The following is a 26,783-nucleotide window of genomic DNA, read 5'->3' as shown; positions in this document are numbered from 1 at the left end:
TTTGCACCAGGTTCACCCGGAGCGAGCCTGTGCTGGCGCAAGACGCTTATTAGTCGGCGTGGTTGTCGCCGAAGTCCTCCTGCCACTCCGGGATCTCGGTGTTGTAGGCCGAGAGGTCGGTCTCGCCCGGCTGGTTCCGCTGCATGTGCAGGTACTCCATGTGCCGTTCAAACAGGTCCAGCACGTTCGCGATGAGTTGCTCGCGGGTGTAGCCGAAGACGTCATAGCCCAGGGAGCCGTTGATACCGAAGACCTCGACGCGGTAGTAATTCGCGCCGTGGCTGCCTCGGCGGGCGAACTTCGGCAGGCGCTCCTCGATTGGGTAGAGCTGGTAGCGGAAGTCCGGATCGCCCTTGAAGGTGACGAACAGGTCGAGCTGGTTGATACCGGTGTGCTTGTCAGCCACCGTGGTCAACGTTGCCTCGTGGCCATTGTTCATCAGCTCCTCGGTGACGTCCTTCAGAGCCGGCTTGGCGACCTCCATGATGAAGGACTGCGACTGTTCGGCGGTCGGCCACGTGCCGGCGCGCTCCACGCGGGTGCGCCAATCACCATGCTGGCTATCCGTGCGCCCGGAGATCGCCCCGTGCAGGGCGACTGCACGGGAGTCCATCTGTAGGACCTCTTGTCTGACTGAGAGCACCAGGCCGGCCATGATGAGGAAGACCACGATCATGAACGGCAGTCCCATGATCAATGTCGCCATCTGCAGGGTGCCGATGCCGTCGACCTGCAGCATCGCGACCGTCAGCACAGCGACGGCCACAGCCCACAGCACGCGGAGCCAGACCGCGCCATCGGCTGCCGGGTCGGTGGTGCGGGAGGAGAACTTCGCCATCACCAGCGCACCGGAGTCCGCGGAGGTGACGAAGAACAGCAGGCCGACGATCATCGCCAGCACCAGCGCCAGCGTCGGCCACGGCAGGCCTTCCAGCACCATGTAGAAACCGCGTTCCGGTGAGTTAACGGTCTGCTCCAGCAGGTCGCGGTCGCCGTTGTTAACGACGCGGTCGAGGGCCATGTTGCCCAAGAAGGATGCCCACAGCGCCAGGAACAGGAACGGAACCAGCAGGGTGCCGACGATGAACTGGCGGAAGGTGCGGCCGCGGGAAATGCGGGCCAGGAACAGGCCGACGAACGGCGCCCAGGCCACCCACCAGGCCCAGAAGAACAGGGTCCAGTTGGCCATCCACTCTTGGGTGGAGGCCGGGGTGGTCGTGTAGGAGAAGGTTTCGAAGGTCCAGCGTGGCAGGGTGGTCAGGTAGTCACCCATATTCTTCACGAGGGAGTCGAAGAGCCAGCCGGTGCGGCCACCAGCGACGACGATGACGAGCAGCGCGACGGCGAGGTAGACGTTCCACTCCGAGAGGCGCTTAATGCCCTTATCCACGCCAGATACTGCGGAGAGCGTGGCCGCAGCGACAGCCAGCACCACCAGCGCGATCTGCATAGCCTTGCCCTCTGGCAGGTCGAAGACGAGGTTCAGGCCGAAGTTCAGCTGCACCACGCCGATACCCAGCGAGGCAGCAACGCCGAAGACGGTGCCCAGCAGGGCGGCGATATCGACCGCATCGCCGATGGGTCCGTGGATTCGCTTACCGATCAGCGGATACAGGGCGCTACGAATCGCCAGCGGCATATTGAGGCGGTAGGCGTAGTAGCCGAAGGCCAGGCCCATCAGGGCGTAGAGCCCCCAGCCGGAGATGCCGTAGTGGAACAGAGTCCACAGCACGGCCTCCTTCATCGCCTCCTCGGTCTCGCCCGGACCAACCGGCGGATTAGCGTACTGCGCCAGCGGCTCGGCGACGGAGTAGAACAGGATTCCAATGCCAATACCCGCAGCGAAGAGCATCGCGGACCAAGAGAAGAGGGAGTATTGGGGGCGGGAGTGATCGGGTCCCAGCCGAATATTGCCGGCCTTGGAGGCGGCCAGCCAGATCATGAAGATCAGAGTGATCGCCACGACGGCGACGTATAGCCAGCCGAAGTTTCCGGTCAGCCAGCTGGCCGTGCCGCCGACGATCTTGTCGAAGCTCTCGGCCCCGGCGGCCGCCCAAATAGCGACGGCGACCGTGACCACGAGCGTCGTGACAATGACGGGCCAGTTGGCCTCGTCACCCTTTTTCATTTTTGCTTCGGCGGGTGCGGGCTTGCCAAGCAAGGTTCGGATGCGGGAGGCACCCTTTTCCTTGGCTGGAGCCTCGCTCCCCGCCGCTGTGCGTGCAGAATCTGCCATTCCTGACTCCTTGGAGAAAACCTTTGGTCAGCCACAAATGTGCGCTATACCACTCCTCCACCCTAGTGGAGTCTCAGGTTTCCCGCAGGAGCCTTTGAGGTTCTGGGCAGAGACTTAGCCTTGGAACCAGCCGGTCACCGCAGGCGCGATGTTGTGGTAGACGTGCTTCTGCTCCTGGTATTCAGCCAGGCCGGTCGGTCCCAGCTCCCGGCCGTTGCCCGACTGCTTCATGCCGACCCATTCTGCCTGCGGCAGGTACGGGTGGAAGTCGTTGATCCAGATCGTGCCGTGACGCAGGCGCGCAGTGACTCGCTCCGCCTTACCGGCGTCGCTGGTCCACACGGCGCCGGCGAGGCCGTACTCCGTGTCATTGGCGATCGCGACAGCCTCATCCTCGGTGCGGAAGGTCTCCACCGTGACGACCGGACCGAAGGCCATCGGCGCGGAGTACACCTGGAAGGGCAAGACCCGTCGCGTGTACGCGGACAAGGTGATCCTGTGCGGCGGCGCGTTCAACACCCCGCAGCTGCTGCAGCTCTCCGGAATCGGCGATAAGGAGCACCTGAGCTCCCTGGGCATCGACGTGCGCAAGCACCTGCCGGGCGTGGGCCAGAACCTGCAGGACCACCTGGAGGTTTATGTCCAGTACAACTGCACCCAGCCGGTCAGCTCCCAGCCGTACTACAAGATGTGGATGCGCCCGATCATCGGCCTGCAGTGGCTGCTGACCCGCCGCGGCCCGGTTGCTAGCTCCCACTTCGAGGCCGGCGGCTTCGCTCGCTCCAATGAGAACGAGGACTACCCGAACCTCATGTTCCACTTCCTCCCAATGGCCATCCGCTACGACGGTAGCCAGCCGGAGGGTGAGCACGGCTTCCAGTTCCACGTCGGCCCGATGTACTCCGATACCTCCGGCCACGTGAAGATCAAGAGCACCGACCCGCACGAGAAGCCGGAGATCCTCTTCAACTACCTGAAGACCGAGCAGGATCGCCGCGAGTGGGTCGAGGCCATCAAGGTGTCCCGCGAGCTGCTGGACACCGATGCCATGCGCGAGTTCACCGACGGCGAGATCTCCCCGGGTGATGCCGTTCAGACCGACGAGGAGACCCTGGAGTGGGTGCGCAACGACGCCGAAACCGCACTGCACCCATCCTGCACCGCCAAGATGGGCTCCGCCGACGACGAGATGGCCGTCGTGGACCCGGAGAGCATGCAGGTCCACGGCGTGGAGGGCCTGTACGTCGTCGATGCATCGGCCATGCCGATCGTCACCAACGGCAACATCTACTCCCCGGTCCTGATGCTGGCCGAGAAGGCCGCAGACCTGATCCGCGGCCGCAAGCCGGAGGCACCGATCAACGTGCCGTTCTACCAGGCGAAGAAGGACATGCCGCTCTACGCTGAGGGTGAGCAGGTCCGCGATCACACCAAGGCCATCGACGGCGCGGACTGGTAAATACCACCACCGGGCGCGGCCAAGCGCCCGCCCGGTGCCCGCGTGGTTGACAGCCGCTTAGGCTTCGCGGTGAGCGTCGAGCACTTGCTCGTCCGCCGCGCTCAGCCCACCCGCCGCTCGGAGCTTCTCAATGAGCTCCGGGCGGCGTTGTTGTGTCCGCAGCAAGGCCTGCTCGCGGCGCCAGCGGTCAACGAGACCGTGATTGCCGCTGAAGAGCACCTCCGGGACATCCAACCCCCGCCACTGCCGTGGCTTGGTATAGGCGGGGCCTTCGAGCAGCCCGTCCTGGAAGCTGTCCTCCTCGTGGCTAGCCTGGTTACCGAGCACACCGGGAATCAACCGAACAACGGCCTCTGCCATGACGAGGACGGCGACCTCCCCGCCGATGAGCACATAGTCGCCGATGCTGACCTCCTCGACGCGGTAGTTGCGGGCAGCGTCGTCAACGACTCGCTGGTCGATGCCCTCGTAGCGGCCGCAAGCAAAGACGAGGTGCTCCTCCTTGGACCACCGGGCCGCCATCTCCTGCGTGAAGGGTGCGCCCGCGGGCGTGGGGACGACGACCACGGGGCCGCGCGGTGCGGTGTTACCGTCTCCGTCGCCGTCGTCCTTCGCTTCTCCCCCACCCGCCGGAGCAGGATCGTCGAGGGGTGCCAGCTTCTTGTGGGCCAGGGAGGTCTCGAGGTCGCGTGCGGTGGCTGCGGGTCCGGTGCCCGCGATGACGTCATCGAGGGCGGCCCCCCATACGCTGGGCTTCATCACCATGCCGGGCCCACCGCCATAGGGGGTGTCGTCGACGGACTTGTGGCGATCGGTAGCCCACTGCCGCAGGTCGTGCACACCAACCTCGAGGCGGCCGGATTCGATGGCCTTACCCAGCAGCGCGTGGCGCAGCGGGTCGAGGTACTCGGGGAAGATCGTGACAACGTCGAGTCTCATGCCAGCTCCAGCAGCCCTTCCGGTGGGGTGACGACGAGGGCCTCATTGTCGAGGTCCACGATGGGCACAATCGCCAGCTTGAACGGGATGAGGATCGTGGAGCCCGCGGTAGGCAGGTCCACATCTGCGTCCACGGCGACCTCGAGGGTGGCTCCGGCCGGGCCGTGGCTGACCCCGGTGACCTCGCCAATGTCCACGGGCTCGGGCTGCTCCCCCTCGTAGGCACGGCGATTGGCGGTATCGGCGTCCACGGCCCCGACGTTGAGCACCCGCAGGCCAATGAGCTCGTGGTCGTAGTAGCCGTCGTCGGAATCATCCTGCAGCGGCGCTGCCATGAACCGTGCCCCGCGCAGGGACTCGGCCTCGTCGCGGTCCCGGACCTCCTCGAAAGTGACGAGAAGGCGGTTCTGGTGACGGCGTAGACCGGCGACCGTGAGCTGGCGTTCTTTACCCGTTTGAACGGCGCGAAGCGCCTCGCCGATGGCGAAGCGCTCCGTCACGTGGTCGGTCGACGGATCCACCACGACCTCCCCCTTCACGCCGTGGGGCTTGATGACTCGACCAATCTGCAAATCTGGCATGCAGGCTATTAAATCACTCCCTGCGCCAGCATTGCATCTGCCACCTTGCGGAAGCCCGCGATGTTGGCGCCGATGATGTAATCGCCCTCGGCATCGAACTCTGCGGCCGCACGCTGGGCGGTGCGGAAGATGCGGTGCATGATGTCGCGGAGGCGCTTGTCCGTGTACTCGAAGGACCAGGAGTCACGGGAGGCGTTCTGCTGCATCTCCAGAGCGGAGGTCGCCACACCACCGGCGTTGGCGGCCTTGCCCGGGCCGAAGTGGATGCCGCGCTTGCGGAAGACGCTGATGGCTTCCGGGGTGCTCGGCATGTTCGCGCCCTCTGCCACGAAGCGGCAGCCGTTATCGGCCAGGATGACCGCGGAGTCGCCATCGAGCTCGTTTTGGGTGGCGCATGGAAGGGCGACGTCAGCCTCGACCTCCCAGATGTTGCCCTTCTCGTGGAAGGTCACGCCGTCGATGCGCTTGGCGTAGTCGGACACACGGCCGCGCTCGACCTCCTTGATCTGGTGCAGCAGCTCGAGATCCACGCCGTCTGGGGTGGAGACGTAGCCGGAGGAGTCGGAGAACGCCACGACGGTGGCGCCGAGTTCCTGAGCCTTCTCCATCGCGTAGATCGCGACATTGCCGGAGCCGGAAACGATGACGCGGGCGCCGTTGAGGCGCTCCTTCTCGGCCATCATCATTTCCTGGACGAAGTACACGGCACCGTAACCGGTGGCCTCCTTGCGGACCAGGGAGCCACCCCAGTTCAGGCCCTTGCCGGTCAGCACGCCGGACTCGTGGCGGTTGTTCATGCGGCGGAACTGGCCGAAGAGGTAGCCGATTTCGCGGCCACCGACGCCGATGTCGCCAGCCGGGACGTCCGTGTCCTTACCGATGTGGCGGTGCAGCTCGGTCATGAAGGACTGGCAGAAGCGCATGATCTCGTGATCGGAGCGGCCCTTCGGATCGAAGTCGGAACCGCCCTTACCGCCGCCGATCGGCAGACCGGTCAGGGAGTTCTTAAAGATCTGCTCGAAACCGAGGAACTTGATGATGCCCAGGTTCACCGAAGGGTGGAAACGCAGACCGCCCTTGTAAGGGCCCAGCACCGAGTTGAACTGCACGCGGAAGCCGCGGTTGACCTGCACCTTGCCGTTGTCGTCGATCCAGGGCACGCGGAAGATGATCTGGCGCTCTGGCTCGCACATGCGCTCGATGAGCCCATCCTGCGCGTAGTGCTCGTCCTTGTGCAGAACGTACTTCAGCGACTGCAGAACTTCTGCGACGGCCTGATGGAACTCCGGTTCGCCTGCATTTCGCTTCAGGATCTGTTCGTAGTACTGATTGACGGTCTTATCAACGTCCACCGGTTTCTCCTCTACGGATGCTAAATCTCACGTGATGTACATCATATTCCACTGCGTGGTCAGACCGAACACTGGGTCGGAGCTAAGCAACGCTGGTCACGATGCACCCGATCCCACAAGAACTTGTTGAACAATAATTATTTAATTGCCCAAGGTTTTGTGAGATCTTGATTACACCACTCGGGGCGCCTTTTTCGTCAATCGGAACGCGGAACCACCCCGCTGGGGGCACCCCTCACCTCGGGTGCCCCCGCCAGCCAACGATCAGATAAAGAACAGCGGGGAGCCACCACGCTTGTGCGCAGCGACTCCCCGTTATGAGGAAATCACACCCCAAAGGGGGCAATGATTACTCGGCGGAAGCCTCCTCGGACTCCTCTGCAGCCTCAGCCTCTTCCTCAGCCTTCTCAGCTGCCTCAGCCTCTGCCTTCTCGGCGGCCTCTGCCTCAGCAGCAGCCTTAGCCTCGGCCTCTTCCTTCGCCTTGCGACGCTTCTCGGTGATGGCCTCAGCGGTCGGCCCCTCGGCAGCCTCAGCCAGCGCCTCGTTGAAGATGTCCAGCTTGGACTTCTTCTCCGGCTGCGGCTTCACGGTGTTCTCGCCACCCTCGAGGCCCTTGGCCTTCTGCCAGTCACCGGTCAGCTTCAGCAGTGCCAGTGCGGTGTCGGTCGGCTGAGCGCCAACGCCGATCCAGTACTGAGCACGCTCGGAGTTGATGTCGATGACGGAAGGCTGGTTTGCCGGCTGGTAGATACCCAGGTTCTCGATGACGGCACCGCCGCGGCGGGCACGAGCGTCCTGGACGACCACGCGGTACTGCGGGGTGCGGATCTTACCAACGCGCTGAAGCTTGATCTTGACAGCCATGATGTGGCTCCTTTTCTGGTCACTGGGCAGTTCTTGTCGCTTCCCCTTGATGGGAAACCGGTTCAACCCTTGATGTTTATCCTGCGGGTGACTACCGGCCGACCGTGGTCGGGATCGGTATACCGCAGGGCGTTCGCATGGCATGGCCACAGCACAACCGCCGTAGCCACAACCCGAACCATATTAGCCATCTGCGCCAGGAAACCCAAACCCGGGAGTGCTATCGCTTAAGTTGCAGCGCTACTGCGCATCACCGGCGGGCTCGCCTTCCCGGCCGGCCCGCCACAGGTCCACCAGGCGCAGGCGGCGGTCAGCTTCCTGGGCGATCTGCTTATAGCGCCGAACCCAAGCGAATGTCATCACCGCGATGAGCAGCAGACCCATGTACCCCAACACCGGGTAGATCCAGCCGATCAGATTCTTGAAGCCCGCAAAGGAGAGCACGAAGCCCACCACCACTGTTCCCAGGTAATAGCGATAGAAATACTCCGGTCGGGAGGCGCTCATGCGGCGGGCCAGCGCGTAAAACATTCCGAGCGCGGTATTGAAAATCATCGCGTAAATGACGACCGCCATGATGTGCCCCAGAGCCGGGTGAATATGCACGATAAGGCTCAGCATCGGCAGGTCGTCGTGCCCCACCTCGCGGACCGCGAGGAACAGCGTGATGGTACTGATCGCCATCATCAGAGAAAGGATCACGCCTCCCAAGAACCCGCCTCGTCCCGCGAGCCTGGGGTTGAACATCTGCCCGCCGATGACGACCGCCATGGACACCGCGACCATCAGGTTGAATCCCACGTAGTTCACCGCGGCGATAGACCAGTGCGGCAGTGGGGAACCGATGGCCAGCGCCTCAGCGTCCAGCTCCGCGAGCGGCGGGTGGTCGACGAAGAAGATCACGTACAGGCTGGCCAGGCCGATGAAACCGAAGATGAAGGGAGTTGCAGCTCCGATCATCGTGGTCACCCGGTCGACGTCCAACCGGCCTGCGCCGAGGATCAGCAGCACCATGAGGACCCCGCCGATCCAGGTCTCCAGACCCCACTGCTGGTTCAGGTTGGAGCCGGCACCAGCGAACATAATGAAGCCGGTGGCGAACAGGGTCAGGCTCACTCCGATATCGAGCACTCGCGCAAGCACCGGGTGGGAGACGCGGTCGAAGACCTCGCCGTGCTCCTTGGCCTGGAAGTAGGAGGCCAGCTGCAGGATGATCAGCGCCATCGAGCAGACCACCAGGGCGGATAGGCCCACGCCCCACAGGCCGTCGAGGCCGAAGCCCACGAAGTACTGCATGACCTCCTGGCCAGAGGCGAACCCAGCGCCCACGATCACACCGACGAAGGCGAAGGCGATCTTTAACGTTTCACGAATCACCCGGTCATCATAAGCCGATACCGTGGGCACTATGTGTTTCCGAAACTCCAGCGAGGCCGCGGCACCCAGTGGCCATCACCCCCATGACGGCGCCACGGGTTCGCCGACGCTCGAATACAACTTCGCCCACCAGCTTCCGGAGCTCACCGCGCCTTATGAGCCTGCCACCCCACTACCTGGGGCACGGATCCTCGTGCTGAACGAACCCCTGGCAGCCGAGCTGGGCCTGAATGCTGACTGGCTCGGCTCCCCCGCTGGCGTGCAGTTTCTGCTCGGTCGCGGAACTGATTCCGAGGCTCGCCCAGTCGCCCAGTTCTACACCGGCCACCAGTTCGGCAGCTTCAACCCGCAGATGGGCGACGGGCGTGCCGTCCTGCTGGGTGAGCGTCGCACCCCCGACACCAAAAAACTGCTGGACCTTCACGTCAAGGGTGCGGGCACCACCGCGTACTCGCGTCTCGGCTCGGACGGCAAGGCGCCACTGACGGCAGCGTTGCGCGAGTTCCTGCTCAGTGAGTTTATGCATGCCGCGGGCGTTCCTACCGCCCGGAGCCTCGCGGTGCTCAGCACCGGCGAGGCGGTGCGTCGACACCGCACCGAGCCAGCAGCGGCCATCGTCCGGGTCGCCACCAGCCACCTAAGGGTCGGGACCTTTCAGGCAGCGCGCATGCGGGACCCGGAGAACGCCTCGGGCCTACTGAGGCGGGTGGCAGACATGGCAATCCAGCGCCACTTCCCTGAACTCGCCGAGCTTTCGGCCCCGGAGCGCTACCTGGAGCTGTACCGGCATGTCGCGGCAGCGCAGGCCCGGCTGATCGCGCAGTGGATGCGGCTCGGATTCGTCCACGGGGTGATGAACACGGATAACACCGCCATCGGTGGCTTCACGCTGGACTACGGCCCCGCGGCCTTCCTGGATCGCTTCGACCCGCAGGCCGTGTTCAGCTCGATCGACGCCCACGGCCGCTATGCCTTCGGCAATCAGCCTGCTATCGGTGGCTGGAACCTGGCACGCTTGGCCGAGGCGATGCTGCCGCTGCTCACCCCAGCGCCGGGCATGGACTCGGCCGAAGCGAATCGCAGCGCGGTGGCCGCGGCGCAAGACGTTCTGGATGAGTATTCGGCGATCTACCGGCACGCGCTCGATGCGGAATTCGCCGACGCACTCGGCCTCGACGCGCAGCAGCCTTCCCACCAACACGTGCTGAGCGAGTTCCAGGTGTTGGCCGAGGAGCATCAGCTCGATGTAGCGCAGGTCCTGCGCCAGCTCACCGACACCGATGCCAACCCGGCAGGGCTCGGTAGCCAAGCGTGGCACGACACGTGGTCAGCCAACGGCGCGCTGGGCGATAACCGCGCTGCACTGCGCGATCTCTCGCACTGGCGTGAGCAGTGGTCGGGTGCACAACCCGATAGAGAGCTCATGGCCCGCACCAACCCGGTGTATTACCCCCGCAACGCCCACGTCGAGGAGGCCCTGGCAGCGGCCCTCGGCGGCGACTACGCCCCCTTCGATCAGCTGTGGGACGCTCTGCGCGCCCCCTTCACCCGCCGCGTGGGCCTGGAGCGCTGGGAGAAGCCCACCCCCTCCCCAACGGGTTTCCGCACCGTGTGCGGCACCTAGCCGCCAGCCGCTAGCCGCCAGCAGGAAACACTGGCGGCACTCCCCAGCCGCGACGTGCTGACGCGGAGCGGGTGGAGGTTATTTCTTGCCTCCGCCGAACATCTTCTCCACATCGATGCCCTCCATGCCCGGGGGCAGCTGGTCCTGCAGCGCCTTGAGTTCCTTCATCGACGGCATTCCGCCACCCATGCCTGGCATCCCCGGCATCCCCGGCATGCCCTGACGGTTCATGCGCTGCGGGGAACGACGGTTCTTGTTACGGCCCTTCTTCCCCTTGCCCTTGCGGTGGTTCTTCTGCTTCTTCGTCGCAGAACGCCCACCGGGCATGCCGAACTGACCGGCCATGCGGCCCATCATCTTCTTCGCCTCGAAGAAGCGCTCGACCAGCTGGTTGACCTCGGAGACCTGGACGCCGGAACCGGCAGCAATGCGCTTGCGGCGGGAGGCGTTCAGGATCTTCGGGTCGTTGCGCTCCGCCGGGGTCATACCTCGGATGATGGCCTGAATGCGGTCCAGTTGCTTCTCGTCGACCATGTCCGCGAGCTGGGACATCTGGGAGCCGCCAGGCAGCATCTTCAGGATATTGCCGAGCGGACCCATCTTTCGGATCATCATCATCTGCTCGAGGAAGTCCTCCAGCGTCAGCTCGCCGGATGCCATGCGCTCGGCAGAGCTCATGGCCTTCTCCTGGTCCACGACCTGCTCGGCCTGCTCGATCAGGGTGAGGACGTCACCCATGCCCAGGATGCGGGAGGCCATGCGGTCCGGGTGGAAGACATCGAAATCCTCGAGCTTCTCACCCGTGGAGGCGAACAGAATCGGCTTGCCGGTGACCTCACGAATGGACAGTGCGGCACCACCGCGGGCGTCGCCGTCCAGCTTGGTCAAGACCACACCGGTGAAGTCAACGCCGTCGCGGAAGGCCTCGGCGGTCGTCACGGCGTCCTGACCAGTCATGGCGTCGATGACGAAGAGCACCTCGTCGGGCTCAACGGCGTCGCGGATGTTGCGCGCCTGCGTCATCAGCGTCTCGTCGATGCCGAGGCGGCCTGCGGTATCGATGATGACGATGTCGTGCTGGGTGCGGTAGGCCTCCTCGATACCCTTCTCGGCGACCTCGACCGGGTCGCCCGTGGAGGTGCCCATCTCGTGGTCGTGAGATTCCAGGCTGGTGCCCGGGTCCGGGGCGAAGGTGGTCACACCAGCGCGCTCACCGACGATCTGCAGCTGCTGCACCGCGCCCGGGCGCTGGAGGTCACAGGCCACCAGCATCGGGGTGTGGCCCTGCGTAGACAGGTAGCGGGCGAGCTTACCGGCCAGGGTGGTCTTACCCGCACCCTGCAGACCGGCGAGCATGATGACGGTCGGCGGGTGCTTGGCCAGGGTCAGGCGGCGCGTCTCGCCACCGAGGATCTCCTTGAGCTCCTCGTCGACGATCTTGATGACCTGCTGGGCCGGGTTCAGCGCCTCGGAGACGATGACGCCGTTGGCGCGCTCCTTGATGCGCTTGATGAAGGCGCGCACGACGGGCAGGGAGACGTCCGCCTCGAGCAGCGCGAGACGGATTTCGCGTGCGGTGGTGTTGATGTCCTGCTCAGTGAGGCGGCCCTTGCCACGCAGCCCCTTGAGGGCACCTGATAGCCGGTCTGAAAGTGACTCAAACACGTTCTCGTGTCTCCCTTAATACGATCGCTGAAAACGTCTCAACGCCCGGTCGGGGCGAACAACGTTAAGTAGTTATCCCTGCCACCTTAGCGCGGCGGGGGCGTTGTCCGGCAACGACCGGGCGTGTGAGAGTCAGTTGCGGGGCTACTCCCGCTGAGCGACCGCCGCATCGACGAGCGCGTGATAGGCCCGTTCGCGGTGGTGCGTCACATCGATGCCCGTGTTCTCCTCCTCGGCGCTAATTCGCCAGCCGAGGGTGTGCTTAAGGAGCAACGCGATCACGGCGGTGAGCACGGCACCAAAAGCAGCGGCAATGACGGCGATGAGTACCTGAACTGCGAGCAGCTTGACGCCGTCCATCCCACCACCGGTGAGCAGCCCGCGGTCGGTGGCGAACAAGCCTGGGGCGATGGTCCCCCACAACCCAGCGACGAGGTGCAGACCAACGACGTCCAGGGAATCGTCAAAGCCGAGGCGGTACTTCAGCGAGATGCTAAAAGAAGCCAGTACGCCGCCGACGACACCGGCGAGCATCGAGGTCAGCGGGGACATATCCCCCGCCCCCGGAGTGATGACGACCAGGCCGGCGACCACGCCGGAAGCCGTGCCCAGGGAGGTGACGTAGCCTGTTCGGATCTTTTCGCTGACCATCCATCCCAGCATCGCGGCACAAACCGCAACACAGGTGTTCAAGCAGGCCAGTGCCGCGCTGCCGTCGGCAGCCATAGCGGAGCCACCGTTAAAACCGAACCAACCAAACCACAGCAGTGCTGCACCCAGCATCACTAGTGGCAGGTTGTGCGGGGTATCCGGCTCCTTCATGAAACTCTGGGACTTGCCGATGATGAGTGCCAGCACGAGGCCAGCCACCCCGGCGTTGATGTGGATGACCGTGCCGCCTGCGAAGTCGATGGGGGCAATATTCGCGATAGTCTCGGAGCCTTCCACATGGGCCCCGAAGAGCCACGCGGACAGGCTGTTGGCTCCCTCGCCGAGGAGTCCGCCGCCCCAGACCATGTGGGCCATCGGCGCATAAACCAGGACGACCCATACTGCGGTGAAGATCAGCCAGGTGTGGATCTTCACCCTGTTGGCCAGCGAGCCGGAGATGATCGCGGTGGCGATCATGGCAAAGGTCATCTGAAACAGGACGTTGACGGCGTTCGGCATGCCGTGCGCGTCGATGAGAGGATTCCCGGAAGCGTCGAAGATACTGTGCGCGAGACCGAAGAACTCGGTCGGATTAGCGAAGATGCCGGCAATGGAGTGGGTGCCGTAGGCCATGGACCAGCCGCAGATCACGAACATCACGCCCGCGACGGCCATTGCCCCGAAGAACATCATCATCATGTTGATCGCGGACTTCTGGCGGGACATGCCGCCGTAGAACAACGCGAGTGCTGGGGTCATCAGCAGCACGAGGGCCGCGCTGATGAGCATCCAGGCTATATTGCCTGGTGAAGTGGCCAATTCTTGAGAAGCCATGGTTGGGAATCCTTAACAGTCGATACGATCAGGCGTCCATTTCTTTCAATCGACAAACCAGTTGCAAAGTGTTCTTGTAATCAGTTGATCGTGATTACAGAAAATAAATTTATCACTATGCGACAGCGCAAAAACAGAGAAAAATACGAAAAAAGCGGCAGAACCCGTTACGAGGTTCCGCCGCTAAAAGCCCCAAAACTGGGCTGAAAAGCTCTTTTTATCCCAGGAGCGCGTCCACGAAGCTCTCCACCTCAAATGGTGCGAGGTCGTCCGCTCCCTCGCCGAGGCCGACGAGCTTGACCGGCACGCCGAGCTCTTCCTGTACCTGGAAGACGATGCCGCCCTTAGCCGTGCCGTCCAGCTTGGTCAGCACCACACCAGTGATGTCCACGACATCGCGGAACACGCGGGCCTGCATCAGCCCGTTCTGCCCCACCGTGGCATCCAGCACGAGCAGCACCTCGTCCACGCGGGCGCGCTTCTCCACGACGCGCTTGACCTTGCCGAGCTGGTCCATCAGACCAACGGAGGTGTGCAGTCGACCTGCGGTATCCACGAGGACGACGTCCGCCTGCTCGTCCATGCCCTGGCTCACCGAGTCGAAGGCCACGGACGCCGGATCCGCGCCCTCCTTGCCGCGGACGGTGCGGGCGCCCACCCGGTTGCCCCAGGTCTCCAGCTGGTCGGCAGCGGCCGCGCGGAAGGTATCGGCAGCACCCAGCACCACGTGCTTGCCCATGCCGACGAGCACGCGGGAGAGCTTGCCGGTCGTGGTGGTCTTGCCCGTACCGTTCACGCCAACAACCATGATCACGCCCGGCTTGCCCTCATAAGGCATCGCCTTGATGGAGCGGTCCAGCTCCGGCTTGCCGGCCTCGATGAGCACCTCGCGCAGCATCGCGCGCGCCTGTTCCTCGCTCTCCACGCCTTGGGAGGCGATGCGCTCGCGCAGGGAGTCCACGACCTTCATCGTGGTGTCGGCACCAAGGTCCGCCATGAGCAGCGTGTCCTCGATTTCCTCCCAGGCATCCTCATCCAGGTCGCCTGCACTGAGAATGCCGAGCACGCCGCGACCGATGACGTTCTGGGACTTCGCCATGCGACCACGCAGCTTGCCCAGGCGCCCCTCAACTGGCGCGATCTCCTGGGTGCGGGCGGCCTCCTGCTTCTCTGCCGGGGTGGTGGCGTCCTCAACCGCGTCTACGGGCTCATCCTCAGCCGTTGTCGCAGCGACGGTCCCGTCGTCTTGTCCGGTTTCCTTCTCCGCGGCAGGCGCCTCCGGGGTCGCGGCCGGCGCAGCCGGGACGTCAGCCGGTGCGGTGGTCTCCTGTTTCGGGGCAGGCTCGGCCGTGACCGGCTTCTCGCTTCCAGCCTGCTCGCCCTGCGGCTCGTCGGCTGCCTTCTCCGCGACCGGCTTCTCCTGCTCGGCGGCAGGGGCTGCCGGGGCAGCGGGCGCTGCTGGTGGAACCGGCTTCTTTTCCTCGGGTGCGACGGATGCCGGCTCTTCCGGTTCGACCTTTTCCGCTTCGTCCTTCTCAGCCGCAGGCTGCTCTGGCTCAGCCTTCGCCGGTGCCGGCTTCTCAGAAGACTCCGCAGGAGCCTCGCCTCGCGGCTGAGCCTCCTTCTCCTTCTCGAAGGGAGCCGGGACGCTCACCCCGCCGATATCCATCGTCGGGCGGCCTGCATCCTCCGAGGTCGGCGCCGGGGATTCCCCGCCAGAGGTGAAGTTAAACCCACCCTTGGCCTGGTAGTCGCCCGAAGACGGTTTCTTCTCGATCTCCGGACTCTTCTCGAAGGAGATCTGCTTGGACTTGTTGCGGCGCAGGCCCGCCACCACGACGATCGCCACGATGGTGGCCAGCACCACCAGGCCAATGAGTACCCAGATGAAAACGTTCATAATCCCTAGTCTTTCAGATTTGGCCCGAACACACCGAGAACCATCGCATCGGCGAGGACCACATCGCCGGTCACGAGGTCTGGAACCAGCTGGGCCATCTTCGCCCAGCCCTCATAGGCCTGCGGCAGCTTGCCCAGGGTCGGCAGGTGGCCGTGCGCGTGCATGCGCGTGGCCAGTGCGAAGACCATGGAGATCACCGGCGCCAGTGCCCAGCGGTTCTGCGGATCATCGGTATCCACCCCGTCGAGGCGCTCGAAACGCACCCGCGCGGACAGGTACAGCTGGCGGTTCGCGGACTTGATCCGGCGCAGCACCGCCACCGCCGTCGTCATCAATGTCGGATCCCCGAGAAGCTCGGAAAGCGCCACACGGTGGGTGAAGGTATCGAATACGGCGATGAGTCGGCTGTTCTCGTCCGAAATCGCACCCGGGACCAGACCGGCGTCGCCGAAGAACATGGCGAGCACTGCCTTCTGCTGATCCTCGTTCATGTGCGCGATCTGGACGGTGGTGGCGTCGATGCAGGAGTTCTCCAGGGATCGGTCGTGCCCCATCTCCAGGGTCTTGACGGCCCCCTCACCGGCGGTGGCTGCCAGCTGCTTCTTCAGCGCCTTGATGCTCGGCAGCTGCTCGGCGTCATCCTCGTCCAGCCGCGCGATCGCGCCCAGGATGTCCAGGGCGTGGATCCATGGGGTGCCGATCTCGTCCCGTTTCTGCTCCGCGGGGCTCATCAGCTCCTCCTGGGTGACGTCGAAGGAGGAATGCACCAGGCCGGAGGCGATGAACTGCGCCGGGCGATCCGCGGTGGCGACCAGAGATCGCCCCATCGCGTGCACCGACGCGCGCGCATCGTGGGTCAGCGCCTCGCGCACCCGCTGAGAGAGCGCAGGCGGCACCTGGGCGCGCTTCTGCAGCCAACCGGCCTGCACGTCCCACAGGGTCGGCAGAATCTCCGGGTCAGACGGGGCCTGCTCGGCCTGACCGACAAGGAAAGCAGACAGGTGCGACCACGGGGTGTCCTCCCCTCGCCCGAAGTAGCCCTCGGCCTCGACGGTCTGCGCGCGCTCGCCCGGGCCGGAGGGGGGACGGAGGAAGGAGAAACGATCCGGGGCGAACAGCTGAACGGCGAGCGGACCGGCGTCCTGCAGTTCGGCGGGAAGCTCGACAGGTTCACCCGTGGCACCGATGGTGACGGTACGGGCGGGCTGCCACGGTGCCGTGACGGGCCAGACCCACGCACTCCAGCAGCCGAGGTCGGGGGCGTCAGCATCCGCGCCCGTGTCGAAGACGAGCGAACCGTCGGCGTAGGACACATTCCAGGTCGGTGCCGGGACGATGTTCGCCAGTCGGACGGAGACGCGGCGGCGGGCCACGGAGTCGATGAACTCCAGCTCGAAGCTGCCCTGCGACAGCACGGCGAGGGAGGACGCTGCGGCGGCGAACTCTGCGGACCAGGTGATGTTGTCCTCCGTCTCCAGCTTCAGCGTGCGCACCGGGGCGCCGTGGCGGTCGCGGATGACAAGGCTCGGACGCTCGAGCGGCTGGTCCAGGGGGCTGCCGGGGCGGACGCGGAATTTGGTGTCCTGGTCCAGCCAGGAGGAGCTGGTGCGCACGGCTTCCGTGCGCCACATCGGCTCCTCGCCACGCAGCGTGAGCTGGTAGCGCAGCCGTGGTGGGTGCACCACAACCGGTAGCGCGTCGCCGGCATCGGTTTCCACGACCGTGGTGACGTACTTCTGATCGGGGCCGACGGTGGCTTTCACCCGGCGGGAGAAGGGCTTCTCACCGGCGAGCAGCTTCACCGTGGTTGGGCTGAGGCCCCCGGCCTGCGGCAGCCGGGTCAGTGCGGAGGGACCATCGATTTCGACGTCGGTGCTGAGCCCCTCGACCAGTCCGTACTCGTGCCGGAAGGACTCGTTACGCGGTCCACGCAGGCGCACCAGGTACTCGCCCGCCCATGGGCTGTCATAAGCCTCCGGGTCGAAGACCTCGAAGGACCCGCCCTCCGGCGGAACCTCAAGGGGTTCCTCATCGGCGACCGTGTCGCCGTACTCGCCGGGGCCCGCGTAGGCACCGATCGTCAAGAACCAGGTCTCGACCGCTCCCGACTGGGTCGGCGGGAACTCCACGAGCAGGGACTCGGAGAGAATCGGGCGACCAGACTGGGTGCGTAGCCCCGGGACGGGCTGACCCGGCTCGACAAACCGCACACGCTGCCGCGGGTCGACGGCGCGCACGCTCCCGATCGACGGACGGCGCTCCCCCGGGCGCTCAAGATGCAGCGAGAGAGCTTCGGAGAGATCGAGCAGGCGGATTGTCCAGCCTTCCCAGGCCTTGACCTCGTGCTCCTCAAGTACCGGGATCTCCTGGTCGCTCACCGGGTCCACCGCGCGAGCGTCGGAGGGGCAGACCACCCACACCGCAGCGTGGTGCAGGGTGGCCATCTCCGTCAGGTCGCCGCCGCGCTCGGTGAAGATCAGGCTGGGATTATCCGTGCTGACCATGGAAACCTGCCACTGCTCTCGGGAGGCAACGTTGCGCACCCAAATCTCACGCAGGGGCCGGCGCACCGGAATGTCGAAAATCTCGCTGGTCTTCGCTCCCGGGCGGTCCGCCTTGCTGGTGATGAATGCGGACGGGCTGCCGTCGAAGTCCAGGCGCCAACGCACCTCATCGGGGTTGGTGAAGTGGCTATCTGCCAGCTCCTGCTCCGGCAGGCGCAGCAGCACCCTGCGGCGCAGCACATCGAGGCGCAGGCGCGGTCGATCCTCCGCGTGGGCCACGCCCACCGTGTAGCGGCGATCCACGGTGCCGATGGGGCGCTCCCGCAGCTCCGCCGCGATCTCCTCGGCGACCAGCGGGAAGACGGAGTTCTTCTGCAGCACGCGGTGCCACTGCCCTTCCACGGCCCCCTGGTGCACCACCCGGACGACCGGCTCAATCAACTTTTGAGCCAGCTCAGGGGAGGTCGCGCACAGCGGCCCTAATTGCAGTCGCTGGGTCGCAAGCTCAGCGACGACCGCCGCTGCCTCCTCGCTCAAGTCCTCGGCAGCCTCTCCCGACATGCGGCGGGTATCGATCAGCTCGATGAGCTCCGGTGTCCAGTCGCTGGCGATGCCAACGTGCCCGAAGAGCCGCCCCATCTCACCGTCCGGACCGCCGGCGAGGTCATCCATCGGGTCCAGCCCAGCCGCCTGCAGAATCTCCGCGAAATGGCCTTCGATGAGCGCCACCCGATCCTCGGTGGACTCCAGGCCGAGCCCGGCCCAGAATTCGGCGGCCACCTGGGGAACCTCGTTGAGCTTCGCGGCGCGCGAGATCAGCACCGCGGCGGTCAGCGCCGGGCAGGTCTGCAACAGCGCGGCATCGTCCGCGCCGGCAGCGATCTGGCGGCCTAGAAAGGTGCCATAGAAGCGGGTGAGTCGCTCGAGTTCATCACCATTGATGTCCAACTCCACAAAAAGCTGGACGTCCTTGAGCTTCGTCGCGAGTTCCGCCTCGGCGCTGGAGGCCCAGGCAAGGAGCGTGTCATTCAGGTCTGCAATCGGGCTGGTAGTCACGTCCGCCAATCCTAGCCTCTGGCCCGGCGGCGATCCCGCGCGCCCCAGCCGGCTCCCCCGGTGTGCGGGCTGGCCTGGGCTAACTGGCTTCCAATGGCTTCATGCGCTGCGAAATAACGCGCGTCACGCCGTCCCCGCGCATGGTTACGCCGTAGAGAACGTTGGCCACATCCATCGTCGGTTTCTGGTGCGTGATCACGATCAGCTGGGAGTCCTTCCGCAGCTCCTCGAACAGCGCGATCAGGCGACGCAGATTGACGTCGTCCAAAGCGGCCTCGACCTCGTCCATGACGTAGAAGGGGCTAGGTCGCGCACGGAAGATGGCGACGAGTAGGGCCAGCGCGGTCAGCGACTTCTCACCGCCGGAGAGCAAGCTCAACCGCTTGACCTTCTTGCCCGGCGGGCGGGCCTCCACCTCGATGCCGGTGGTGAGCATGTCTTCCGGGTCGGTCAGCACGAGGCGGCCGGATCCGCCCGGGAAGAGGGTCTCGAAGACCTTGGGGAACTGCTCCTCCACGTCGTGCCAGGCGTCCACGAAGAGGGTGAGGATGGTGTTGTCCACGTCCTTGATGACCCCGTTGAGGTCCTCGCGGGCGCGCTGGACGTCGTCGAGCTGGCTGGCAAGGAAGGAATAGCGCTCCTCCAGCGCCTTGTACTCCTCCAGAGCCAAGGGGTTGACCTTGCCGAGAGAGTTCAGGTCTTTCTCCGCCTGCTTGAGCTCCTTACGGGCTGTGGCCTGGTCGAAATCCTCCGGAAGCTCGACGGCCAGCAGCTGCTCGGGAGTCATGGTGAGCTGCTCCATCGCGGATTCCGCGGCCTGCTCGAGTTTGAGCTGTGCCTGGTTGCGTTTCAGCTCCGCCTCGTGCGCCCGCTGGGTGACCGCCCCGAGCTGGCTGTTGTACTTATTGACCTCAGCCTTTTGCTGGCGCATGCGTTCCTGCCATTGGCGGTGTGCCTGCTCGGTCAGGGTGCGGGACTCCTGGGCACGATGGAGCGCATCAGCAATGCGCTGGCCGACCCGTTCGGCCTGTTCCTGCACGATGAGCGCGGCCTGACGCTTAGCTTCGCGGCGGGCCCGCGCGATCTCGTGCTGTTTGCGCGAGGCCTCCTCCTGGCGAGCCTGGCGCCGCAGGTTTTCCGCCTTGCCGCGGGTGGCGGCGGCGCGTTCCTCCGCGGTGCGCAGCTGCAGACGCGCGTCCATCTCCATGGCTTTCGCCTGCGTGAGTTCCTGGGCCGTGCGGTCGCGCTGCGCGGTGGAAGGCTCCTCTTGTTCTTCCGGCTCCTGCACGCGCGAGAGTCGGTCCCGAACCTCGGCGAGTTCCTCATCAGCCTGCCGCGCCCGCTCCTCGGCCTGGTTGCGTTGGACGGTGGCGCGCTCGACGCTGCGGCGCGCCGATTCCTCCGCGTTCTCCGCCGCCTTGAAGCGATGCTGGGCCGCCTGGACGCGTGCCCGTTGTTCCTGGATGGCGGCCTTGGCGCTGCTGGCAGCGGCGCGGCGCTCGGCGGTGGTTTCCAGCGCAGCGTCGAGGCTTGCCTTCAGGTCAGCGAGCTGTTCCTTCTTCTCGGCGACGTCCGTACTGGCCTGGTCAATCTTCGCAGCAAGCTCCACCGCTGGGGTGGCTCCCCCGCGGCCGGCCGCGAACCAACCGGGACCGAAGAGGCTGCCGGCTTTGGTCACTGCCCGCAGCCTGGTGTCGGCGGCCACGACGCGGCGAGCCTCAGCGGCGTCTGCCACGGCGACCACGTCGACGAGCATCGCGTTCAGCGCGGCGGCGACCTTATGGCTGGGTTCGATGACGTCGAGCAGCCACTGCCCCGCGGGCAGGGAAGCATCGAGGCGCCAGCCGGCCGTCTCCTTGGTTTCGGAGCCGGATTCGATGACGAGGGCGCGGCCTTCATCGCTGCCCTCGAGTGCGCTGAGTACGGCGTCGTCCGATGCAGTCACCACCCCAGTGGGCGCGATCGCGCCTAGGACGGCGGCCACCGCAGCGGACCAGTCGCCGGTGATCGTGATGTTCTCCGCCAGGGTGCTCACCGCATGCCCCTGCTCCTCGGCGGCGGAGGTCGCTCGGGCGGCGCCGTCGGTGGGGCGGAGCCGCTCCTGCCAGCCGGTGATGGTGGCCTCCAGGCCGGCGATCTCGCGTTCCAGCGCGCGTTCCTGGTTGCGTAGCTCCTCTGCGCGCTGCTCGACGGTCTGCACCTCGCGGGCGAGCTGCTCTGCGGTTGCGCGGAGTTCCTCGCCCCCGCCTTCGATATCCGCCAGCGCGTCGGCGGCTTCCGCGAGTTCCTCACTGAGGTTTTCTAGCTCCTCGGTGTGCTCGCCCACAGCGTCCTCGCTGCGCTCCACCTCGGCTTGTGCGTTAGCCAACCGCTCGCTGGCTGCCTCCTGGCGGGAGAGCAGCCGCACCACGCCCTCACGCCGGTCCGCGATGGCCCGGACCTGGGCGAGGTGCTCGTTTTCTGCCTGCCGGGCGGCGTCCTGAGCCTCGGCGACGGTCTCCCTGATGCCCTCGAGTTTCTCCTGGACAATCTCGACGGCCTCGTCGAGCTCCTCTTGTTCGGCATCGGCCCGCTCGGCGCGCTCCAGCAGATGAGCCGGGTCCGGCCCCAGCCAGGCAGTCTCTTCGCTGGCCTGAGCGCGATCGGCCGCGATGCGCAGAGAGGCGGAGTTCTTCTCCGCGACCGCAGAGAGCCGGTACCAGAGGGTGCGGGCAGACTCCGCGTCCTCCAACGCGGTGCGCAGCTCTTCCTCCACCTCGGCGAGCTCTCCGGAGTGCTCTTCGAGCTGCTCGGTGAGATACTCGCGTTCCTCGATGAGCCGCTCGGCCTCGGCGTTGGCCTCGTGGAGGTTCTCCGACAGAGTGCGGACGTGGTGGGCGGCCAGCACCGTGCGACGGTCCCGGATGGTGGCCTGCACGGTGGACGCCCGCTGCGCGGCGTCGGCCTGTCGGGCCAGGGGCCCCAGCTGGCGGTGCAGCTCGTCAGTCAGGTCCTGGAGGCGATCCAGGTTGGCCTGCATGCCCACCAGTTTGCGCTGCGCCTTCTCCTTGCGGCGCCGGTGCTTCAGCACGCCCGCGGCCTCCTCGATGAAGGCGCGGCGCTCCTCGGGCTTGGACTCCAGGATTTGGGAGAGTCTGCCCTGACCGACGATGACGTGCATCTCGCGGCCGATGCCCGAGTCGCTCAGCAGCTCCTGAATATCCATGAGCCGGGCTTTGGCGCCGTTGATCTCGTATTCGCTGGCCCCGTCGCGGAACATGCGGCGGGTGACCGCGACCTCGGAGTACTCGATTGGCAGCTTGCCGTCGGAGTTGTCGATGACGAGGGTGACCTCCGCCCGCCCCAGCGGTTTGCGGTCACCGGCACCGGCGAAGATGACGTCCTCCATCTTGCCGCCGCGCAGGGTCTTCGCCCCCTGCTCCCCCATCACCCATGCCAGGGCATCGACGACATTGGACTTACCCGAGCCGTTGGGGCCGACGACCGCGCAGATTCCCGGCTCGAGTTTCAGGGTCGTCGAAGACGCAAAGGACTTGAATCCTTTGAGGGTCAACGACTTGAGGTGCATGCGGTTATCTTATCGTTGCGTGCGGACAAGCTCTAAGCACAGGCTCGCGCGTTAGCGACGCTCGAAGCCGACCGCACCCTTGGGTTCGCCCCACAGCTCGACGACCGTGGTGACCTGACCCGGGCGCTGCGGGTTCGTCAACGCGCCGGGTTGGAGCCGGTCGAGCAATTCTTCGGCCAGGTGCCGCGCCCCCTCCGCGACAACAAGCACCCGCCCGTCCGAGTAGTTGGTAGCCGAGCCTGCCAGCCCCAGGGCCTTGGCCTGGCCGGCGACCCACCAGCGAAAGCCCACGCCCTGGACGTGGCCGTGGCACCAGGCGGTGAGGCGGACCTGTGGTTGCTCAGTCACTTCCGTTTCTCCTTAGCTCGCCGTATTCCGGGCGCAGTCTTCTCGTCGCTTTTAGGTGAACTCGCGCAGGGAGCGGCGCTGGAGCCAACCGCGGCGGGTCGCCGAGTCGGAACCGTCCCAGACCTCGACGTTCTTCGCCTCAGGCAGCATATCCCGGTGGAAGACCGGGTCCAGACCCTGCTTGCGCTGATCGTTGAAGTTCTTCAGCAGCTTGAAGACGATGCCACCCAGCGGGACGATCGCGATGATGTTGATGATCGCCATGGTGCCAGCCATCGTGTCGCCCAGCGCCCACACCAGCGGCAGGGAGCCGAAGGCTCCGAAGAAGACGAAAGCGATCACGCCGAGGCGGAAGATCGTCATAACCTTCTTCGACTCGGAGAGGTACTCGATATTGGCCTGGGCCAGGTAGACATTGCCGATGACCGAGGAGAAGGCCAGGAAGAAGAGGATGAAGGTAATGAAGTGCGCACCCCACGCGCCAACCGAGTCGGCGAGCGCGGCCTGAGTCAGGGACACGCCCTGAATGTCGTCGCGGCCGTAGGCCACGGCAGGACCCAGCAGCACCACAAAAGCCGTGATGGTACAGACAACGAGGGTATCGAAATACACACCGAGGGTCTGGACGAGGCCCTGCTTGACCGGGTGGGAGACGGTCGCGGTCGCGGCGGCGTTCGGCGCGGAGCCCTGGCCGGCCTCGTTGGAGAACAGTCCGCGACGCATGCCGATGCCGAAGGCCATGCCGATGCCCGCGCCCGCGACCTGCTTAATACCGAGGGCGTGGCCGACGATGAGCCCGATCATGCCGGGCACCTCGCCGAGGTTCATGAGCACGACGATGAGGCCCACGATGATGTAGGCCACGGCCATCAGGGGCACGACGATCTGCGTCACGCTGGCGATGCGGGTGACACCGCCGAAGATGACGAGCGCGGTCAGGGAGGCGACGACGACCGCGACGATCAACTTGAGGGTCATGGAGTCACTGTTGAGGGACACACCCACCGCGTCGACGATGGAATTCGTCTGAATCGCGTTGTAGACGAAGCCGTAGGTGAAGGACAGCGCTACGGCGAAGATGACGGCGAGCGGCTTCCAGCCTAGGCCGCGGGTCATGTAGAAGGCCGGGCCACCGTGATAATGGCCGTCGGCGTCGCGGGACTTCCACAGCTGAGCCAGGGTGGATTCCACGAAGGCGGTGGCGCCACCGACGATGGCGATCATCCACATCCAGAAGACCGCGCCCGGCCCACCGATGGAGATCGCCAGCGCCACGCCGGCGATGTTGCCGGTCCCCACACGGGAGGCGGCGGAAATCGTGAAGGCCTTGAAGGCCGAGATGCCGACGCGCTCGCCATCCTTGATCTCGTTGCCCTGCTCGTCGCGAGCGACCGGCGGCTTCTCCGCGACGGCTTTCAACATCGCGGGCAGCAGGCGGACCTGGACGAAAAGGGTACGCAAGCCGAAGTAGATGCCCGCGCCGATCAACAGCCACGGGATGATGTTCCAGATGACACCGTTGATCGAGCCATCAACGAGCTCAGTGAGTTTTTCCATAGGGGCATTGTAGAGCTCCGCCACCAATTCTTGGAATAGCCTGCCCGCTACCCAGCCCCGTTCTGAACGCTAGCTGGGCTGACACTGCGGGCAGAAGTGCGAGGAGCGGTTCGTCCACTGCACCCGAACGATCGGTTCCCCGCAGCGGGGGCACGGCTTCCCAGTCCTGCCGTAGGCGTTGAGCGAGCGGGAAAAATAACCGCTCGCGCCGTTGACGTTGACGTAGAGAGAGTCGAAGCTGGTCCCGCCCTGGGCGAGCGCCCGGCGCATCACCGCCTCGGCCTGCTCCAATACAGCCACGGCATCGCGCTGGCGCATACCCCGGGTGCGTCGGCCGGGAGCAACGCCTGCTGCCCACAGCGCCTCGTCGGCGTAAATGTTTCCGATGCCGGAGACCAGCGTTTGGTCCAGGAGTGCGCGCTTCACGTCGGTCTTCTTCGCCCGGAGGCGCCGCGCCACGACCACCGGGTCGAAGACCGCCTCGAAGGGGTCAGGGGCGATGTGCGCGACCGGCACCGGCACCCCCGTAAAGCCCCCGTGCGGGTCTGTCACGACGGGTGTGACCTGCCACTGGCCAAAGGTGCGCTGGTCCACGAAACTCAGCACCAGCTCCTTGACCCCCACGTCGACGCGCGCGCGAATCCGGACGTGCGTGGTGGGCAGAGCCGTATCGGCAGCTTCGTGGATCAGCATCTGCCCGCTCATCCCGAGGTGGACGAACAGCGCGTGGCCACTATCCAGCACGAGCCACATGTACTTGCCCCGGCGCTCGAAGGACTGGATGCGGGCGCCGTCCAGAAGCGAGACGAGTTCCGCTGCCCCGCCGGGCTGGGCGCGAACGGCGCGGGGGTGACGGACGTCGACGTCGTGAATAACACCACCGCGGAGGTGCTCTTCCAACCCGCGGCGGACGACCTCCACCTCAGGCAGCTCAGGCACGGTTGCCGAGTTCCTCCACCATGGCGCGAGCCGCCTGGTGCTCCGCTTCCTTCTTCGTACGCCCCTGGCCGCGAGTGCGCTCCTTGCCATCCAGCAGGAGCGTGGCGAAGAAGACCTTGTCGTGCTCCGGCCCGGAGGAGGTGACCTCGTATTCCGGCATCGGCAGATCGTGTTCGCGCAGATGCTCCTGCACGGTGGTCTTCCAGTCCATGGTGAGCCCCACGGTCGGGGCCTTGTCGATCATGGACTTAAACAGCCGCAACACGGTCGCCTTCGCAACAGCGAAGCCATGCTCCAGGTAGATCGCGCCGAGAATTGCCTCGACGGTGTCCGCGAGGATCGAGTCCTTATCCTGCCCGTCGGTCTTCATCTCGCCGCGGCCGAGCAGGATATATTCCCCCAGCCCGAGGCTGCGGGCCAGCCCCGCGAGGGCATACATATTCACCACACCCGCGCGCATCTTGGAGATATCGGACTCACTACGCTGCGGGAACTGTGTGTACAGCTGCTCGGCGACCGAGAGCCCGAGCACCGCGTCGCCGAGGAACTCGAGGCGCTCGTTATTCGGCACATTGTCGTTCTCGTGCGCGAAGGAACGGTGTGTGAGCGCCAGCCGCAACATCTCATCGGAAAGGTCAATCCCCCATGCCTGAAGCAGCGGGGCGTGGTCGTGCTTGGAGTATGCGGCGCGAAGTGCTGCCTCGCCGGTGAGTCTACGCTTGCGAGCCATCGTCACCCCCGGCCAGCTGGGATTTAATGGCGGACAGGCCGGCCCAGCGCGGGTCGACCTTCTCCTCTTCCGCTTCTTCCTCGGAAATGCCGTCTGGCTCTGGGACGTTGGTCTCGCACTCGAGGCCGTAATCAGCGCAGACGGGGTTGAACGGGGCGTTGAGCCCGGCTTCGTTGAGCACCGTCTGCGTCAGGTCGATGCGGTCGTCCTCAACCAGCGGCGGCAGCTCGTCGCCCTCCTCGTCGGAATCCTCGTCCTCGGTGGTGATGAAGTCAGCAGACGTGCCGAAGACCTGGTCGACCTTGATGCTGAGGTCCGTCGTGAAGCGGCGGAGACAGCGACCGCACTCGACGTTGGCCTGCCCGCTGACCGTCCCCTGGGCCATGATGGCCTCGCCCAGGTTGGTGAGGATCAAGTCGATATCAACGCTGGTGCCGGGGGCGATTCCGAACATTTCCCCGCCGAGGTTGTGCGGGGTTTCACCGGTGGTGTGAACGTGCTCCGGGCCACCTTGCTGGCCGAGGATGTCCTGAACATCGAGGATGAAGGGGTTGCTCATACCCCTTTTGTACCCGCTTTAGCCTCCCCGCCGCCATTT

17 protein-coding genes and 2 pseudogenes are annotated in these 26,783 nt (G+C 65.4%); 2 read left to right on the top strand and 17 right to left on the bottom strand.

The genetic code is table 11. The features are described from left to right. Positions 1 to 49: 49 nt before the first annotated feature. Positions 50 to 2,236 (bottom strand): choline BCCT transporter BetT, encoded by a 2,187-nt coding sequence (betT, locus tag QP413_RS06795; protein WP_284781244.1) that lies wholly within the window; start codon positions 2,234 to 2,236, stop codon positions 50 to 52. Positions 2,237 to 2,350: 114 nt separating this feature from the next. Continuing rightward, positions 2,351 to 2,671: pseudogene (locus QP413_RS06790) on the bottom strand (aldehyde dehydrogenase family protein); the annotation flags it as partial. Between QP413_RS06790 and QP413_RS06785 the strand changes: the two are divergent. Then, positions 2,661 to 3,695: pseudogene (locus QP413_RS06785) on the top strand (GMC oxidoreductase); the annotation flags it as partial. The pseudogenes QP413_RS06790 and QP413_RS06785 overlap by 11 nt on opposite strands. Before the next feature lie 57 nt (positions 3,696 to 3,752). Here QP413_RS06785 and trmD read toward each other — a convergent pair. From trmD to QP413_RS06760, 5 genes are all read right to left on the bottom strand, one after another. Further along, the gene (gene trmD, locus QP413_RS06780; protein ID WP_284781243.1) at positions 3,753 to 4,634 is read right to left on the bottom strand and encodes a tRNA (guanosine(37)-N1)-methyltransferase TrmD; all 882 of its coding nucleotides are present in this window, start codon (positions 4,632 to 4,634) and stop codon (positions 3,753 to 3,755) included. Next, positions 4,631 to 5,215 (bottom strand): ribosome maturation factor RimM, encoded by a 585-nt coding sequence (gene rimM, locus QP413_RS06775; protein ID WP_015381525.1) that lies wholly within the window; start codon positions 5,213 to 5,215, stop codon positions 4,631 to 4,633. Before rimM ends, trmD begins: the two co-directional genes overlap by 4 nt. 8 nt (positions 5,216 to 5,223) lie before the next feature. Then, positions 5,224 to 6,567 carry an NADP-specific glutamate dehydrogenase gene (gene gdhA / locus QP413_RS06770; RefSeq protein WP_148813358.1) on the bottom strand — a complete coding sequence of 448 codons (1,344 nt, stop codon included), beginning with the start codon at positions 6,565 to 6,567 and terminating at the stop codon, positions 5,224 to 5,226. 349 nt (positions 6,568 to 6,916) lie between these two features. Next, a complete protein-coding gene (rpsP, locus tag QP413_RS06765; RefSeq protein WP_070758844.1) occupies positions 6,917 to 7,432 on the bottom strand; it encodes a 30S ribosomal protein S16 in 516 nt (171 codons plus the stop codon). Between the two features lie 240 nt (positions 7,433 to 7,672). After that, a complete protein-coding gene (locus QP413_RS06760) occupies positions 7,673 to 8,809 on the bottom strand; it encodes a hypothetical protein (RefSeq protein WP_262369298.1) in 1,137 nt (378 codons plus the stop codon). Positions 8,810 to 8,840: 31 nt separating this feature from the next. Between QP413_RS06760 and QP413_RS06755 the strand changes: the two genes are divergently transcribed. Next, positions 8,841 to 10,433 (top strand): protein adenylyltransferase SelO family protein, encoded by a 1,593-nt coding sequence (locus QP413_RS06755; protein ID WP_284781241.1) that lies wholly within the window; start codon positions 8,841 to 8,843, stop codon positions 10,431 to 10,433. A gap of 78 nt (positions 10,434 to 10,511) precedes the next feature. On the opposite strand, the gene ffh is transcribed toward QP413_RS06755, so the two are convergent. The 10 genes from ffh to QP413_RS06705 form a co-directional block, all read right to left on the bottom strand. Continuing rightward, positions 10,512 to 12,098 (bottom strand): signal recognition particle protein, encoded by a 1,587-nt coding sequence (gene ffh / locus QP413_RS06750; protein ID WP_284781240.1) that lies wholly within the window; start codon positions 12,096 to 12,098, stop codon positions 10,512 to 10,514. 144 nt (positions 12,099 to 12,242) lie between these two features. Further along, positions 12,243 to 13,583 (bottom strand): ammonium transporter, encoded by a 1,341-nt coding sequence (locus QP413_RS06745; RefSeq protein ID WP_284781239.1) that lies wholly within the window; start codon positions 13,581 to 13,583, stop codon positions 12,243 to 12,245. A 217-nt stretch (positions 13,584 to 13,800) separates the two neighbouring features. Beyond that, the gene (gene ftsY / locus QP413_RS06740) at positions 13,801 to 15,483 is read right to left on the bottom strand and encodes a signal recognition particle-docking protein FtsY (protein ID WP_284781238.1); all 1,683 of its coding nucleotides are present in this window, start codon (positions 15,481 to 15,483) and stop codon (positions 13,801 to 13,803) included. Positions 15,484 to 15,488: 5 nt separating this feature from the next. Next, positions 15,489 to 19,043 (bottom strand): hypothetical protein, encoded by a 3,555-nt coding sequence (locus tag QP413_RS06735; RefSeq protein WP_284781237.1) that lies wholly within the window; start codon positions 19,041 to 19,043, stop codon positions 15,489 to 15,491. A gap of 79 nt (positions 19,044 to 19,122) precedes the next feature. Continuing rightward, positions 19,123 to 22,611 carry a chromosome segregation protein SMC gene (gene smc / locus QP413_RS06730; RefSeq protein WP_284781236.1) on the bottom strand — a complete coding sequence of 1,163 codons (3,489 nt, stop codon included), beginning with the start codon at positions 22,609 to 22,611 and terminating at the stop codon, positions 19,123 to 19,125. 51 nt (positions 22,612 to 22,662) lie between these two features. Next, positions 22,663 to 22,959, bottom strand: a complete 297-nt coding sequence (locus QP413_RS06725; protein ID WP_284781235.1) for an acylphosphatase — start codon at positions 22,957 to 22,959, stop codon at positions 22,663 to 22,665. A 51-nt stretch (positions 22,960 to 23,010) separates the two neighbouring features. Beyond that, positions 23,011 to 24,516, bottom strand: coding sequence for a sodium:alanine symporter family protein (locus QP413_RS06720; RefSeq protein WP_015381515.1), 1,506 nt, complete (start codon positions 24,514 to 24,516; stop codon positions 23,011 to 23,013). A 69-nt stretch (positions 24,517 to 24,585) separates the two neighbouring features. Beyond that, entirely contained in the window at positions 24,586 to 25,455 is an 870-nt protein-coding gene (gene mutM, locus QP413_RS06715; protein ID WP_284781234.1) for a bifunctional DNA-formamidopyrimidine glycosylase/DNA-(apurinic or apyrimidinic site) lyase, read from the bottom strand. Beyond that, on the bottom strand, positions 25,448 to 26,185 hold the full coding sequence (rnc, locus tag QP413_RS06710; RefSeq protein WP_148813344.1) for a ribonuclease III: 738 nt from the start codon (positions 26,183 to 26,185) through the stop codon (positions 25,448 to 25,450). The genes mutM and rnc overlap by 8 nt, the downstream gene beginning before the upstream one ends. Next, a complete protein-coding gene (locus QP413_RS06705; RefSeq protein WP_284781233.1) occupies positions 26,169 to 26,744 on the bottom strand; it encodes a DUF177 domain-containing protein in 576 nt (191 codons plus the stop codon). Before QP413_RS06705 ends, rnc begins: the two co-directional genes overlap by 17 nt. Between the last annotated feature and the right edge of the window lie 39 nt (positions 26,745 to 26,783).

Origin of the sequence: Corynebacterium sp. UMB4614 (assembly GCF_030217065.1) — a bacterium.
Classification (GTDB): Bacteria; Actinomycetota; Actinomycetes; order Mycobacteriales; family Mycobacteriaceae; genus Corynebacterium.
This window is presented reverse-complemented; position numbering and strand designations above follow the sequence as displayed.